The 14,549-nt window shown below is 62.2% G+C and carries 15 protein-coding genes and 1 pseudogene; 12 read left to right on the top strand and 4 right to left on the bottom strand.

Annotated elements, in window-relative coordinates:
- Positions 1–11: 11 nt before the first annotated feature.
- The 6 genes from AC0L16_RS18225 (at position 12) to AC0L16_RS18200 (ending at position 5,030) form a co-directional block, all read left to right on the top strand.
- Positions 12–1,544 carry a TadE/TadG family type IV pilus assembly protein gene (locus AC0L16_RS18225; RefSeq protein WP_473622349.1) on the top strand — a complete coding sequence of 511 codons (1,533 nt, stop codon included), beginning with the start codon at positions 12–14 and terminating at the stop codon, positions 1,542–1,544.
- The gene (locus AC0L16_RS18220) at positions 1,544–2,074 is read left to right on the top strand and encodes a TadE/TadG family type IV pilus assembly protein (RefSeq protein ID WP_473622348.1); all 531 of its coding nucleotides are present in this window, start codon (positions 1,544–1,546) and stop codon (positions 2,072–2,074) included. Before AC0L16_RS18225 ends, AC0L16_RS18220 begins: the two co-directional genes overlap by 1 nt.
- Positions 2,075–2,076: 2 nt before the next feature.
- Positions 2,077–2,712: a TadE/TadG family type IV pilus assembly protein gene (locus tag AC0L16_RS18215; RefSeq protein WP_473622347.1), complete on the top strand. Its 636-nt coding sequence runs from the start codon at positions 2,077–2,079 to the stop codon at positions 2,710–2,712.
- Positions 2,709–3,872, top strand: coding sequence for a CpaE/TadZ family protein (locus AC0L16_RS18210; RefSeq protein WP_473622346.1), 1,164 nt, complete (start codon positions 2,709–2,711; stop codon positions 3,870–3,872). Before AC0L16_RS18215 ends, AC0L16_RS18210 begins: the two co-directional genes overlap by 4 nt.
- Positions 3,856–4,446, top strand: a complete 591-nt coding sequence (locus tag AC0L16_RS18205; RefSeq protein WP_473622345.1) for a L,D-transpeptidase — start codon at positions 3,856–3,858, stop codon at positions 4,444–4,446. Before AC0L16_RS18210 ends, AC0L16_RS18205 begins: the two co-directional genes overlap by 17 nt.
- A gap of 95 nt (positions 4,447–4,541) precedes the next feature.
- Positions 4,542–5,030, top strand: coding sequence for a hypothetical protein (locus tag AC0L16_RS18200; protein ID WP_473622343.1), 489 nt, complete (start codon positions 4,542–4,544; stop codon positions 5,028–5,030).
- Positions 5,031–5,346: 316 nt separating this feature from the next.
- Here AC0L16_RS18200 and AC0L16_RS18195 read toward each other — a convergent pair whose 3' ends face one another.
- Positions 5,347–5,886 (bottom strand): hypothetical protein, encoded by a 540-nt coding sequence (locus AC0L16_RS18195; protein WP_473622341.1) that lies wholly within the window; start codon positions 5,884–5,886, stop codon positions 5,347–5,349.
- A gap of 344 nt (positions 5,887–6,230) precedes the next feature.
- Between AC0L16_RS18195 and AC0L16_RS18190 the strand changes: the two are divergent.
- Together AC0L16_RS18190 and AC0L16_RS18185 are read left to right on the top strand one after the other, a co-directional pair.
- Positions 6,231–6,377, top strand: a pseudogene (locus AC0L16_RS18190) (HlyD family type I secretion periplasmic adaptor subunit); the annotation flags it as partial.
- Positions 6,367–7,005 carry a ribbon-helix-helix domain-containing protein gene (locus tag AC0L16_RS18185; RefSeq protein ID WP_473622340.1) on the top strand — a complete coding sequence of 213 codons (639 nt, stop codon included), beginning with the start codon at positions 6,367–6,369 and terminating at the stop codon, positions 7,003–7,005. The pseudogene AC0L16_RS18190 and the gene AC0L16_RS18185, both read left to right, overlap by 11 nt.
- A 107-nt stretch (positions 7,006–7,112) precedes the next feature.
- Here AC0L16_RS18185 and AC0L16_RS18180 read toward each other — a convergent pair whose 3' ends face one another.
- The 3 genes from AC0L16_RS18180 to AC0L16_RS18170 form a co-directional block, all read right to left on the bottom strand.
- The gene (locus AC0L16_RS18180; RefSeq protein ID WP_473622339.1) at positions 7,113–8,444 is read right to left on the bottom strand and encodes a type II toxin-antitoxin system HipA family toxin; all 1,332 of its coding nucleotides are present in this window, start codon (positions 8,442–8,444) and stop codon (positions 7,113–7,115) included.
- On the bottom strand, positions 8,445–8,699 hold the full coding sequence (locus tag AC0L16_RS18175; protein ID WP_473622338.1) for a helix-turn-helix domain-containing protein: 255 nt from the start codon (positions 8,697–8,699) through the stop codon (positions 8,445–8,447).
- Between the two features lie 243 nt (positions 8,700–8,942).
- Positions 8,943–9,836 (bottom strand): LysR family transcriptional regulator, encoded by an 894-nt coding sequence (locus AC0L16_RS18170; RefSeq protein ID WP_473622336.1) that lies wholly within the window; start codon positions 9,834–9,836, stop codon positions 8,943–8,945.
- 289 nt (positions 9,837–10,125) lie between these two features.
- Here AC0L16_RS18170 and AC0L16_RS18165 point away from each other — a divergent pair, with 289 nt between their 5' ends.
- The 4 genes from AC0L16_RS18165 (at position 10,126) to AC0L16_RS18150 (ending at position 14,404) form a co-directional block, all read left to right on the top strand.
- Complete coding sequence (locus AC0L16_RS18165) at positions 10,126–10,764, top strand: (2Fe-2S)-binding protein (RefSeq protein WP_473622335.1); 639 nt, start codon at positions 10,126–10,128, stop codon at positions 10,762–10,764.
- Positions 10,765–10,767: 3 nt separating this feature from the next.
- Positions 10,768–11,766: an FAD binding domain-containing protein gene (locus AC0L16_RS18160; protein WP_473622334.1), complete on the top strand. Its 999-nt coding sequence runs from the start codon at positions 10,768–10,770 to the stop codon at positions 11,764–11,766.
- Positions 11,763–13,877, top strand: coding sequence for a xanthine dehydrogenase family protein molybdopterin-binding subunit (locus AC0L16_RS18155; protein WP_473622333.1), 2,115 nt, complete (start codon positions 11,763–11,765; stop codon positions 13,875–13,877). Before AC0L16_RS18160 ends, AC0L16_RS18155 begins: the two co-directional genes overlap by 4 nt.
- Before the next feature lie 131 nt (positions 13,878–14,008).
- Positions 14,009–14,404 carry a (R)-mandelonitrile lyase gene (locus AC0L16_RS18150; protein WP_473622332.1) on the top strand — a complete coding sequence of 132 codons (396 nt, stop codon included), beginning with the start codon at positions 14,009–14,011 and terminating at the stop codon, positions 14,402–14,404.
- Positions 14,405–14,549 lie beyond the last annotated feature (145 nt).

Genomic DNA, 14,549 nt, shown 5'->3' with positions numbered 1-14,549 from the left:
AGAGTAAGGCCATGCTGCGGATTGTTCGCGCGTTCTGGCACGATCAGAGGGGAATAGCGCTGATTCTCGTCAGCGTCATGCTGCCGGCGATCATCGGCTTTTCCTTGCTGGTGATCGATATGAGCCGCGTCAACAACCTCCACAACGATCTTCAGAAGGGGGCGGACGCGTTTGCGCTCGCGGCGGCAGCGGAACTGGATGGAAGCAGCGGTTCCTGGGCGCGGGCCGAACGCGCCATGGCGACGCTCGTAGACAATGAAAGCAACTTCTCGACGGCAGGCAGGTTCATTCTGACCTCCGATCAGCCGGGAGGCACGCAGCGCTGCAACAGTGCTGGCAACATTTCCTGGTGCTTCCTCAAAGCGATCCCTGCCAACGACGGGACCAAGATTACAACCGCCAATCAGGCCACCTATCTTGCAGATCCCAACATGGCTGTCGGACAGGCGGAAACACGGTTCATCCAGGTGACAGTCGCGCCCCAAGGGTTTGCCGCGATCTTTCCCGCCTCATTTGTGACATCCGGCGCCAGCGACAGCTTCAATGTCGGGGCAGTCGCCGTGGCGGGCTTCACCTCCGGCGTCTGCGATTTTACGCCTGTCTTTATGTGCAATCCCTATGAGATGGTGAACGGGACAAACAATGCCGGGGGTTATACGCTCGAGCAGGCCGTTGCCAATCCGGCCGTCCGTCGCCGGCTGATAGAACTGAGGAAGGTCGGAAATGGGGCTGCGGCCGGCCCGGGCAATTTCGGCTTCCTCGAGCCTCCGCCAAATGTGGGAAATGGTGCCCAGGCGCTGGCCCAGACCATCGCAACTTCGACGCCGATCGGCTGTTACAATTCCGCGAACGTAACGACGAAGACCGGTCAGAATGCCGGCCCGGTGCAAGATGCCTTCAACGTTCGTTTCGGGATTGGAGCTAACGGCAACCACTTCGACAGCCCCGAGTACGGTCCGGCCGCCAATGTCCGAAAGGGGGCGATACAGACCACCGGCAGCACTAACCAATGCCCTTCCATGAACCGACTTTCATTCACCGAAGCTGGAACGATGGGCCTTCCGCGCGACGCGACCACCCCGTATCAGGGCGGCAGGATGGGCGACGGAAATTGGGATTTCTCCGGCTATTGGAGCACCAATTTCGGGTCCGCTGCCTATCCATCGTCATGGGACACGACCAAGCCAACGCGCTATGAGGTCTACCGCTACGAGATATCGGCCGGGTTGGTGGGGACCGCATCGACCGGTGGAGAGATCGGAACGCCGTCGGCAGCTTGCCAACCGCCTGTCACCACAGTTGATCGTCGGTTGCTTTACGGCGCGATCCTGAACTGCACTGCACTCGAAGCTGCGGGCAACGGCCTGTCCGGCCACAGCACCAATCTGCCGGTCGAAGCCTTCGGAAGTTTCTTCCTCACTGAACCTGTGCCGTCAGCATCAGAGGACGCGTCGGTGATGGTCGAACTGGTCGATGTAACCGGGGGTGCCGGCCAAGGTACGCTCGACAATTTCCTTCGTGACGAAGCCCAGCTCTACCGGTGATGGCGATGATCGAAGCGCTGTACCATCATCTCCACAGATTTCGACGCGAGCAGCGCGGCACGGCTCTCGTAGAAATGGCGCTGATCGCGCCGCTGATGCTGATCCTGTCAGCGGGCGTGTTCGAGTTCGGCAATATGATCCACAAAAAGCTGCTGATGGAGGCCGGCCTGTCGGACGCGGCACGCTTTGCCGCGCGCTGCAACAGCCAGTTGTACACCAAGGCCGGGCTGACGATCAATTGCGCCGATACTGCCACAAACATCGCGGTGTTCGGCAATGCCGCGGGGACAGGGAATGCGCGCATCGTCGGCTGGCAGAAGGCGAATGTGACGGTGACCATTGCCGCCTCAGGCTCATGCCATAACGCGGTGGTCGCAGGTGTCACCCTATATCGCGCTACAACTGCACAGGTCTGCATCGTCAGGGCGGCGGGGACGTTGGCCTATGGTGGCATCGGAATGCTGTCTCTGGTCCGCAATGGCCCCATGACGCTAAATGCCTCTCACGAGGAGCGGTTGATCCGGTTCTGATGATGACCAGGGGTTTCGCAAAATCGGAAGGCGGCGCGACGACGGTGGAGATGGCCATCGTATCTACTGTGCTGTTTACCCTTGTTCTCGGCTTCGTCGATTTCGGTTACGCCCTCTATCAGTGGAACGCCGCCAACAAGGCCGTGCAGCTCGGCGCACGTCTGGCCTCGATTTCCGATCCGGTTGCCACCGCGCTAGCTACAGCCGCACCGACGACAGCACCGGGCGCCCCGGTGGTTGCTGCCGCTTATGGACCCTTCGTCTGCACATATAGCGCCGGCACGGGCGCTTGCAGCAATGGCGGCACATTCAATGCCACCAATTTCAGCCGCATCTTCCGCGGCGATACGGCAGTCACTAATGACGACACCTGTGTCCCGCTGGCGACAGACCAGCGGCCGGGTATGTGCCATTTCTTTTCAGGCCTTCGGCGCGACAATGTCGTCATCACCTATTCCGCCACCGGCTTAGGCTACCAGACCCGGCTGGGCGGACCGGTGCCGACAATCACCGTCAGCCTTCAGAACCGGACCTTCCAGTTTTTCTTCCTCGGCGGCCTGCTCGGATGGGGAAACCTCACCATGCCCTCGATGCTCAGCACGGTCACGGGCGAAGACCTGAGGAGTACATCGCCATGAACGCCATCAACACCAAGGTTCTGCCGACCAAACGAAAGCAGGTGGCCCTATTCTCCTCGGATCCGCAGTTTAAGCGCGAGGTGGCGACGCGGCTCGACGCGCTGGCCATCTACGATGTCAGGATTTCCGAGACGGCTGACTTCCTCAACGGCCCGCCCGCTGAGACGCGGCCGGGCATCGTCATCCTCGACCTGGCCAATGGCGAGCTGCTCGGCGAGCCCGGCATCGTCACCGCGCGCGCCTTGTGGGCGACCGTGCCGCTGATCGCGGTCTCCGACGAATTGACCTCCGAAAAGACGCGTATCCTGGTTCGCATGAACGCCTCGGACTGGCTGCACAAGCCGCTCGACGCCAAGGAGCTGCTCAACGCGGTCACCTTCCACGACACCGGCAACCAGGGCACCAAGAGCCGCATCATTACCTTCATCAGCGCCAGCGGCGGCGCCGGCGCCACGACGCTCGCTCTGTCGGCGGCGGAGTTCCTGGCCTCGAAATCCAGCGAAAGGGCGGCTTCGACCTGCTTGGTGGACCTCGATTTCCAGAGCGCCAATTGCGGCGCCTATCTCAACCTGTTCAACCAGTTCGACCTGGCCGGCATCATCGGCCAGCCGGAAAGGCTCGATGTCGAACTGATGGACGTCATCAGACTCTCTCGCCCGTCCGGCCTGACGCTCTATTCATTCGAGAGGCCGCAGCTGCCGTTTGAGCCGCAGGGCGCCGATTTCGTGTTCCGGCTGCTGGACCTCGTCGCCTACCGGTTCGACGACATCGTCATCGACCTGCCGAATATCGAAACCCCCTGGCAGAATTCCGTGCTTTCGACGAGCGACGAGATCTTCATCGTCTTCGAGCTCAACGTCGCCTCGCTGCGGCAAGGCAAGCGGCTCTACACCAAAATCCGCGAACTGCGCGGCAATTCGGTCAGCATCACGCTGGTCGCCAACAAGCATAAGCGCAAATGGTTCGGCAACCACTTTTCGCGCAGCGAACTCGAGAAGATATTCAAGGCGCCGCACATCAAGTCGGTCGGCCTGGACAATGCGCTGCTGACCGACGCGCTGAACCGGGCCATCCTGCCTTCCGAAGTGGATGGGCGGGCGCGCTTCAACAAGGACCTGAAGCGGATGTTCAAAGAGCGGCTCGATGACGCAGCCCGGTAAATACCGCATCGTCCCGAGGCTCGCCGGCGCCTGCATCATCGGCCTTGCCTTGGGCATGCCGGCCTCGGAATTCGCCCAAGCCCGATCCGCGCTGTCGGACAGGCCGCCGCTGCCGGCAATGGGCCCCAGCCTGCGCAAGGCGGTTGCTCTGCAAACCGCGGAACGGCCCGGCACGATCATCATCCGCAAGGACGAGAAGGCGCTTTATCTGGTCACCCGGCAGGGCCAGGCGCTGCGCTACCAGATCAGCGTCGGACGCGACGGCTTTGGCTGGACCGGCATCGTCAAGGTCGGGGCGAAAACGGAATGGCCGGAATGGCGCCCGCCCAGGGAAATGCGCGCCCGCCAGCCGGAGCTGCCGGAAATGGTGCCCGCCGGTCCCTACAATCCGCTCGGCGCCAGGGCGCTCTATCTGCTGCGGGACGGGCGCGACACGCTCTACCGCATCCACGGCACCAACGATCCCAAGGGCATCGGCTTCGACGGAACATCGGGATGTTTCCGTCTTACCAACACTGATGTGATCGATCTCTTCAAGCGCGTCTCGGTCGGCGCAAAGGTGGTGGTCCAATGACGATGATCAGCGACCCGGATATTCCGGCAATCGACATTGGGCCGGCAACCCACACTGAGGAGCAAGCTGCAGTGGGGAAACCGAGCAATGCAAGGATGATCGGCGTTGTCGCCGTCGGCGCCTTGCTGATCACGGCGGTGAACATAACGGCCGCGGTCTATTTCTACCGCGGCATCAACGATCTGCGCCTTGTCGAGCGGCGGCTGGAACAGCTCGGATCGTTCGAGCAACGGATCGCAGCCCGGCTCGATACGGTCAACAACGGCTTTCAAAGCCGGTTCGAAAAACTGGACAGTCAACTGCAGGGCAGCTTCAACGAAGTCAAAGGCAGTATTGCCCGGCTTGAACAGGAGCTGCCCCTGGACAGTGACGAAGACATGTCGAGCATTGACGAGCCTTCCGTGATCACGACCAGCACCATGGCGGAAGCAGCCACCGATCTCGAAGAAGCGACCGAACCCAATATCGTCGATGTGCCGCGCCCGCTCAAAAGGAAGATCGCGGCAGCGCCACCTCCCCCAAACTCGTCCTACCAGCGCATAGTGCGGCCTGACGGCAAGGTCCACTACAAGAAAATCAACTAGTTCCTCTGCACAAAGGATTTGGTTCTTAGCCTGAAAGGCTGTCGATGATGCCGCCGCCCTGCCTTCTCCCTTTGTGGGAGAAGGCGGCCGAGCGCAGGCCGGTCGGATGAGGGGTGCTCCAGCTTGGCATCGACCGCGCTCCGTCCAACACCCCTCAACCGTCTCGGCGCTGCGCGCCGATCCACCTTCTCCCACAAGGGGAGAAGGTAAGAGGGCTTCGGCTGATGTCACGGAATGGATCCCAGGGTCTGCGCCGCGTCGCTTCGCTGCTTGCTCGCCCTGGGAAGACGAAGTTGGCACGGCTGTGCCCGGCGTCCTAGAGATTCCGCTGCAGAGCAATAAGCCGTACGGCGAGCGCTTCGGAACGCTGTCGCGCTTCGCCGAGAAAGGCAAAATGACAGTGGGCGCAGGCTGCAGTGCCCAGAAGCAGCACCAGGCTGTTCTGCCATGTGAAATCTAGGATCAGCAAGAATGGACTGCCGCTGGGCGCAGTGAATGCCGCAATCGTGCTCGCTGTTTCAGAATGACTGCTGGAAGCCATCATCAACCCGGCGAAAAGCAGAGCGGCGTGGTTGGCAAGGAAGAAGAACGCGGCCGATTTTCGCGTCCGGCAAGCCATCCAGCAGAGGATCGATGCGACGGTCAGGATGGCGGCATCAAGGACCATTGAACCGCTGAGGTAGAGGTCGACCTGCTGCCAGAACATCGTCGCCAAAGGACGCAACTCAAGCCAGATCCGCCACAGGGCAGGGCTGGCCGGATAGGTTCCCAGCAGGAACGTCGCTGCTCGCTCCCCTGCCAGAATGAGAAGAATGAGAGCCGGGAAGGCAAAAAGCAATAGCGGCTTGCGCGTCATGTTCCCTCGCCAATCGACAAGCAGAATAGACTGCAAAGATTGCGCGAGGCTTAACAGCATCGATCACAGGCGCAGGCGCTTGCCGCAACCGCAGCGAGCGGCCGTTTTTATGTGCCATTTTTGCTACATTCCCGAAACTTATGGCCCGAATTCGGTTCTTGGCCGGCCCTAGACCAATAAACACTCACGTATTCGAAGAATCTGTCGGATAATTTGTCAAAGCTTCGGTGAGAAGGCTTGGCCATATAAAAAGTACCGGGCAGAAGCGTGGGTGGGGTAGATCGAATACGATAGTCAAAGTGGCCATTGGCAAGCGCCTTGGCCTCCTGATCACATTTGCGATTTCGACGATCGAACGGGATGGCAAGGCTTATCCGATCATCCCGGGCGTGATCTGCTCCGTCGACATCGAGACCGGACGCAAGACGATCCTGAGTTCCCTTTTGAAGCCGATCAACAAGGCGCGTCAGGAGGCCATGAGTGAGCGCTAGCGCCACCTCTCCCTCCAGCAATACCGATCAGCGACTCCTGCCGCTCGCCAAGGAGGATTTTGGCCTGGAGTTTCGAGTTGTGGCGCGTGGCGGAACACGCCGCGGGATCCGTCTGGAGCGGGCTTTTTGGATATCGCTGAAGCAGATGGCTGAGAGCCGGAAGTGCACGATCGGCATGCTCATAGATGAGATAGCCGGAGTTCAGCCACAGAGTGGCAATCTGACATCGGCGATCCGGGTAGCCTGCATACGTGGACAGGCGAAGGAAAACGTGACGTTGAGTAAGCTCGCGTCAATAGCGACAATCAACGCCATACTGGTTGCCTGCCCCTCGCCTGCATTTGCCTTGACGTCATCGAAGAAGATCCTGACCTTCAATGCTCCGTTCCAGCAACTGGTGAAGCGCCAACTGCCCTCCGGATCAAACGATGATGCGCGGCACGACCTCAAGCTGGCTTTGGACCTTAACGTCGCCGACATTTTTGCGCGCCTCGACATCAACGGTGAAACGCCGGTCACCAGCGGATTTGTCCTCGGCACGGGCGAACGTCGGTACCGTGGTCAATTGAACGTCGTGCGGGCGCCGGTAATCGAGCCGGAGCTGCTGATGGCATTCGTCTTCGGCTAGACTGGTTCCGGCACTACTGAACGGTGAGTCCCTGCAGACGCGTCGTGTAATTTTTACGGGATCATAGCCGGCTCCGAGCCCTCGCCAGGAGTCAGCGTTCTTTTCAGTCATCGGCTGCATCCTGTTCCGGCGGCATAAGTTTCGATGAGGTGGGTTCGATGTGCGATGCCTTTGGAGATCGAGTCGACCATGTCTTCCGGGAAACCGCGTGGGAGGGCATCGATCACGGCCCGCGTCGATTGCAGCGCATTGGCTGCCAGATCGTCGAAAATGGACTTCATCAGAGGTGCACCGACGTTGGATGCATCCGCAGTCTGAATAAAATGCCGCGGGACGACATCGTAGATCGCGTAGTGGTTATTTTCGCCTGCGGACATAGCAAGCTTGAATTTTTTGCGCGGAACCTGGTTTGCATCGAGGCTGTGCTGGGCGCTCAACACATCATAGAGGGGCGTCATGCGGTAGCGGCCGCCCGGCGTCAGGAAGATACTGAAATTCTTCGCGTGGCCGTCGGTCGCCCCCAGCAGCCAGAAGATAATATTGGCGCGCATGAAGGTGGCGATGTCATCTTCTGGTGTATCGCTACCTTTCAGGAGTTCAAGAATGCCGCGCAGGCCCGGCCCGCCGTCAGACTGGTATTTTCTGGTTGGCGGAACCGACAGTGCCTGGCAGCAATCCTCCTGCGGTAGCCGGATCAGCCGATCGTCTTTTGTCCAGAGGCGGTCGAAGCGTTCGACGATCAACGTGCGCCGCTCCCCGAAATCAGCGATCTCTACGGCGGCGACCGGGACGCCCATGCCTTCAAGCAGCTTGAGGCACAGATATTCGTTCTCGACGCTGTTCGACAGGTCGATATCGTTCGGCAGGCGGCCGATCTGGGGCTTGAGGATATGGGTGGTTGCCGTTGTGCCGACGGGCTTGAACCATTGGCCGTCCTTACGCAGCAGGGCCGTTTTCTCCTGGGCCCCGGCAATCGAGATGCGGAAGTCTTCGTCTTCGCCCATGCCGAGCGGAGCAGCGGCAAGGTTGTTGACGATGTCGGCGATCTCGGCGCAAGTGACCGGTTTGCCTTTGACTTCACCGGCCGTGCCGGGGTCGGCGCCGTCCGGAAGGAACTGGAGTGCGCCGACGCAGTCATGGCCGAGCGCGGTCAGCATACTGTAGGCATCGGTGCCTTCAGCGCCCACACGCTCTGCCACGCGCGTTCGGATTGCGTCACTGTCAGGAAGCAGATTGTCGAACACATTGATCACAGGCGCGCCGATGTAGCGGTCTTCGCGCAACGGCAGGGACAGGGAGACTGCAAAGGCGTTGTCCCAGATGAGCCATTCCGGGGCGTATCGAAAATCAATCGCGCCAGTGGATTCGCGCCGCAGCACGCCGACGAAGCGACCGTTCAGGAAGACATTGAGCGGGGCATGAACGCGGCGGCGGGCCATTTAGAACAGGTCCTCTATGTCCGCGGCGGTGCCTTTGGTGCGTGGGCGAACCACAAGTTCGAGATCGAGGGCGGCAAGCGCCGCCATCAGCGTGCGGAGCTGGACAGCGGGTTCGCCCGACTCTAGCCGGGAGACCGTGGCTTGGCGCAAATGGATATGATCGCCCATCGCGCCTTGCGTCTGACCGGCCTGTTTGCGGGCACGGCGCAGGATGGCGCCCAGCTGTTTTTCGGTACGAGCAATTTGCTCGGTCATGAACCACCTCCGGCTGAAATATACGGGTATGCGTATTAGCTGTCAATATACGCACTCGCGTATTTAAAATTAATATACGGATCCGCGTATAAAAACAAAAAATACGCGATCACGTATAGAGGAGGGACGACGCGACACCCGAAACCGCTGAGATTCGCATCGCCTGAAATGGATAAATCTGCCGCCTTGCGGAAGCTGCCACAGCATACATTCCTCGCCGGCTCGTCATCGCACTGCCTGGCCTCAACCAGAGAAGCGGAGCGCATCGACGAGCAGAGCGAAAGCGGGCGACGCTTGGCGACGGCTTGGATAGTAGAGGTGATATCCTGGCCAGGGCGGTGACCACTCATCCAGCACCCGCATCAGGCGGCCGCTTTCCAGATGACGCTCCGCGACATCCTCCGGCACATAGGCGAGGCCGAAACCAGCCAGCGCGGCCTCGACAATCTCGAGGGTGCCATTGAGGACAATCTGGCCGTCCACCCGCACCTTCAGTTCGCGACCATCGCGCTCGAAATCCCAGGCCCAAAGCCCGCCATTGATGGAAAAACGCTGGTTGATGCAAACGTGGTCGGTCAATTCCTGCGGCGTCGTTGGCGGCGGCCGCTTGGCGAAATACGACTTCGTCCCGACGACGGCGAAGCGGATGTCCGGTCCGACGCGCACCGCGATCATGTCTTTTGCAACACGCTCTCCCATTCGCACGCCGGCGTCGAACCGTTCGGCAGCAATATCCGTCAGCGCGTTGTCACGGAAGACCTCGACGGTGACGTCGGGATAGTCGGGCAGGAGCTTCGCCAGCTTCGGCCAGATGACGGAGTTGAACGCGTGATCGCTTGCCGTGAGCCGAATGGTGCCAGCGGGCTTCTCCCGCAATTCGCTCAATGCTTCGACTTCGGCCTCGATCTCCTCAAAGCGCGGGCCGATATTGCGCAGCAGCCGCTCGCCAGCCTCTGTTGGTGAAACGCTGCGGGTCGTTCTCGTCAGCAGCCGAATGCCCAGGCGCTCTTCCAGATCGCGGATCGTGTGGCTGAGCGTGGACTGCGAAACTCCGAGCTGCGCAGCGGCGCGCGTGAAGCTGCCCTCCCGCGCAACCGCCAGAAAGGCCAGAAGCATATCGGTTCGTCCGCGCTGCATTTATGGTTCCACCCCATAAGTTTGTGCGGGTTATACGGACTAATCGAGCGAACTGCACACACTCAATCGATCGCGATTGCCGAGAGCACCGCAAATTTCCCGGCGGCAGTTCATTCGCGTCGCTGCCATTCATGGTCCCGACCGATAGGTCCTATCGGGGAGCGGGCGCTAATCAAGGCGCCTCAAGCGCCCTAAGCTTTTAGCGTCGCACACGCACCCAGCGTGTCTTCGGGCCGGGGGCCAATCTTGGGCCGCGAATTGGCGGATCATCACGAAAGCGACAATCGACATGTCTGATAGCCAAGGAACCTCGACAGCCAGTTCGGAAATTACGCGGCGGGAGCTCATGCAAGCGGCTGCTGTGACTGGCGGTGCTCTTTTGGGAGAACAACTCGTGCCCGGAGCCATATCGCCGGCGCAGGCACAGGCTGCCGGCGCCGCGACGGCGCCGCTCGATGTATCGCTGCGCATCAACGGGACGGAGCACCGGCTTTCGCTCGATCCGCGGACGACGCTGCTGGATGCGCTGCGTGAGCACCTGCATCTGACGGGCTCGAAGAAGGGCTGCGGCCTCGGCCAGTGCGGCGCCTGCACGGTGTTGATGGATGGCATGCGCGTGAAGGCGTGCCTCTCGCTCGCGGCGCTCGCGCAAGGGCGCGACATCAAAACCATCGAAGGATTGGCGCAGGGCGATGAACTCCACCCGCTGCAGACAGCCTTCATCGAGCGCGATGCCTTCCAGTGCGGCTATTGCACGTCGGGGCAGATCATGGCCGGCGTCGCCTGCATCAGCGAAGGCCATGCCGGGTCGCCGCAGGAGATCCGCGAATGGATGAGCGGCAATCTGTGCCGCTGCGGCGCCTACGACCATATCGTCGCGGCCATCCAGGACGCGGCTGCCGTGTCCAGTTCGACGCAGGGGGGCTGAGCCATGCATCCCTTTGTGCTCGAACGTCCGCGCGACCTTTCCGCTGTCCTCGCCCTTGGCGCGCAGGCCGGCCGCAATGATGCGCCGGTCGAATACATCGCCGGCGGCACCGACATGGTGCAGCTTCTGCAGGAGTATGTCCGCCGACCGGATCGGCTTGTGAGCCTCGCGGGAGTTCTCGACGACGGCATCGAGATCGGTCCGCAAGGCCTGAGGCTTGGCGCCGCCGCCACGATGGCGGAGGTGGCCGCCCATCAAGCTGTGGTCGAGCAGTTCCCTCTCATATCCCAGGCGCTGCTGAATTCGGCGAGCCCGCAGGTCCGCAACCAGGCGACCATGGGCGGCAATCTGCTTCAGCGCACACGCTGTCCCTACTTTCGCGATGTCGGCTACGAGGCATGCAACAAGCGCGCGCCTGGCTCCGGTTGCGCTGCCTTGGACGGCGAGAACCGCTGGCACGCAGTGCTCGGCACGAGCGACGACTGTATCGCAGTTCATCCTTCCGACCTCGCGGTTGCCCTGGTGGCGCTCGATGCGTCGGTCGAGCTGCGAGGAGCTGGCGGTGACCGTTCCGTGCCGCTCTCCGATCTCCATCGCCTTCCCCGCGATACGCCGCACCTCGAAACCGTCCTGGAACCAGGCGAAGTGATCACCGCGATCACGGTCCCGGCCAATGCGGCAGGATTGCGGTCTCACTATCTCAAGGTACGCGATCGCGCCTCCTTCGAATTCGCCGTGGTCTCGGCCGCCGTCGCAATCGAGACGGACGGCGCTCGCATCCGGCAGGCCCGCGTAGCGCTCGGCGGCGTTGGAACGAAACCCTGGCGCCTGTCGAACGTCGAGACTGCTCTCGCGGGCGCCGACTTCGAGCCAGCGGTGCTCCGCCAGGCGGCGGCGCTCGCTGCAGAAGGCACACGGGGTCGCGGCCACAACGACTTCAAGATCGAACTCATGCAGCGCGCCATCGTGCGTGCGGTCGAAATCGCGGGAGCACGCGCATGACTGCCGCCTTGATCGGAAAATCCGTCAGCCGCGTCGATGGCCGCCTGAAAGTTACCGGCGCTGCGACCTATGCCGCCGAGTTCGAAGTGCCGAACCTCGCCCATGCCGCCGTCGTCAGGAGCATTGTCGCGAACGGCCGCATTGCCATCGACACGGCGGAGGCGGAACGGGCGCCCGGCGTAATCGCAGTTGTGACACACCGCAACGCGCCCAGGCTCGCCTACCAGCCGCATAAAGGCCTCCCCGACGCAGCCGTTGGCGAGCGCCTGCATGTGCTGCAGGACGACCGGGTGAATCACCAGGGCCAGCCGATCGCGCTGGTGGTCGCCGAGACATTTGAACAGGCGGTTCACGCGGCGGAGGTCGTGCGGGTTACCTACCGGAATGAAGCGGCGGCCACCGACATGGAAAGCGTCGATCCAGTCCTGCCTACCGGGAAACCGGCGGAGTGGGAGATACGGCGAGGCGAACCCGACAGCGCATTCGAAGAAGCGGAATTCCGGGTCGACCAGACCTATGTGATCCCGCGCGAGAACCACAATCCGATCGAAATGTTCGCCACCGTTGCCGCATGGGAGGGCGACAGCCTGACCCTGTGGGACAAGACACAATGGGTGCACAACGTTGCCGAGGAGATCGCCGCCGTGTTCGGCATCGCTGCCGAGAACGTCCGTGTCGTCTCGCCCTTCGTCGGCGGCGCGTTCGGCTCGGGGCTGCGCTGCTGGCCGCATGTCACACTGGCGGCACTGGGTGCCCGTGTAGCCGGACGGCCAGTCAAGCTGTTGCTGTCGCGGCGCGAAATGTATTATGGCGTCGGCTACCGTCCGCACACTGTGCAGCGGGCCGCGCTTGGCGCCTCCCGTGACGGCCAGCTCCAGGCCATCCGGCACGAGGGCCTTCAGGAGACGTCGACCTACGAGGAGTTCACCGAGGCGCTGCTCAGCGCGACCCGGTTCCTGCACTCCTGCCCGAACGTCCACACGCGCCATCGCATCGCGCCCATGAATGTCCACACGCCGACCTACATGCGCGCGCCAGGCGAGGCGAGCGGCATCTATGCCCTTGAATCGGCCATGGACGAGTTGGCGGTCGCGCTGAACATGGATCCCGTCGAACTGCGGCTGCGCAACGAGCCGGACCGGGACGAATTCAAGGATCTCCCGTTCTCGAGCCGATCGACCAGGGAATGCTACCGGGCCGCCGCCGAGCGTTTCGGGTGGGCACAAAGGAACGCCGCGCCGCGCTCCATGCGCGACGGGCGCTCGCTGATCGGCTGGGGCATGGCCAGCGCCACCTATCCGATGAACTATGCACCCGCCTCAGCCCTGGCTCGACTCTTGCCGGACGGCACTGCCGAAGTGATGAGCGCAGCGAGCGACATGGGGCCCGGCACATGGACATCGATGACGCAGGTCGCGGCGGACACGCTGGGCCTGCCGATCGAGCGGGTCAAATTCACGCTTGGCGACACCCGCCTGCCGCGCGCGCCTATCCACGGCGGTTCCATGACCATGGCGAGCGTCGGCAGTTCGGTGCAGGCCGCTTGCCGCAAGGCGCGCGACGAGGCGCTGGCACGCGCCGACGCCAACGATATTGAAGAGGCCATGAAGCGTCTCGGCCAAGTCATCGAGGCAACGGCCGACGTCGCTCCCGGAGATGAGACGAAGCGGTTTTCCATGCACGCCTTTGGCGCCGTGTTCGTGGAGGTGGCCGTCGATCCCGATCTCGGCGAGACGCGCGTGCGGCGAATGGTCGGCGCCTATGGCGCCGGCCGCGTCGTCAACCCGAAGATCGCGCGCAGCCAGTGCATCGGCGGCATGATCGGCGGCATCGGCATGGCGCTCATGGAGCACTCGATTGTCGACCCCCGCAACGGGCGCGTCGCCAATGCCAATCTCGCCGAATACGCCGTGCCGGTGCACGCCGACGCGCCGCCTGTCATGGACGTGATCTTCGTCGACGAGCACGACCCGCACGTGAACCCGCTCGGCGTGAAGGGCCTCGGCGAGATCGCGCTGGTCGGCGTCGCGCCAGCGATCGCCAATGCCATTTTCCACGCTACCGGAAAGCGCGTCCGCGAACTGCCCATCACGCCGGACAAGCTGCTCTGACCGTCGAATACGAAGGGGCTTGAGACATGATCATCACCCGCAGAGACGTCCTTGCCGCGCCAAGTGCTTTCGCTGCTTTGGCTGCAGCAGGCCAGGTTGGCGCAGCTTCTGTTCAAGGAAGGAATGAGACAATGAAGATCTCTCGAGTTGGGTCACAGCCGTCCGGCCCCGGGCCGGCCGATTATTTTACCGGAGCCGTGCGCATCGATCCGCTCTTCCAGGCGTCCGAGCCGGCGCGCGTCGGTGGCGCCAGCGTCACATTCGAGCCTGGCGCCCGCACCGCGTGGCACACGCACCCACTCGGCCAGACGCTGATCGTCACGGCCGGTCTCGGCCGGGTCCAGCGGGAAGGCGGGCCAGTCGAAGAAATCCGGCCAGGTGACGTCGTCTGGATTCCGCCTGGCGTGAAGCATTGGCACGGCGCGTCTGCGACCACGGCGATGACGCATCTCGCCATCCAGGAATCGCTTGATGGCAAGCCGGTCGAATGGCTGGAGAAAGTCAGCGACGAACAATACCGCAGCTGAAAATTAGCGGCACCCGGCGTCAGCACCTCTCTCCCTTCTCCCCTTGTGGGAGAAGGTGGCCGAGCGAAGCTCGGTCGGATGAGCGACTATCTGGGGTGTCAAGTTGCATTTGCGAACTCTTTGCGCGCATCGCGTGCTTTTGCAT

Source organism: Mesorhizobium sp. WSM4848 (assembly GCF_055811375.1).
Note: the sequence above shows the minus strand (reverse complement) of the source record. Positions and strands in the feature narration are given on the sequence as shown.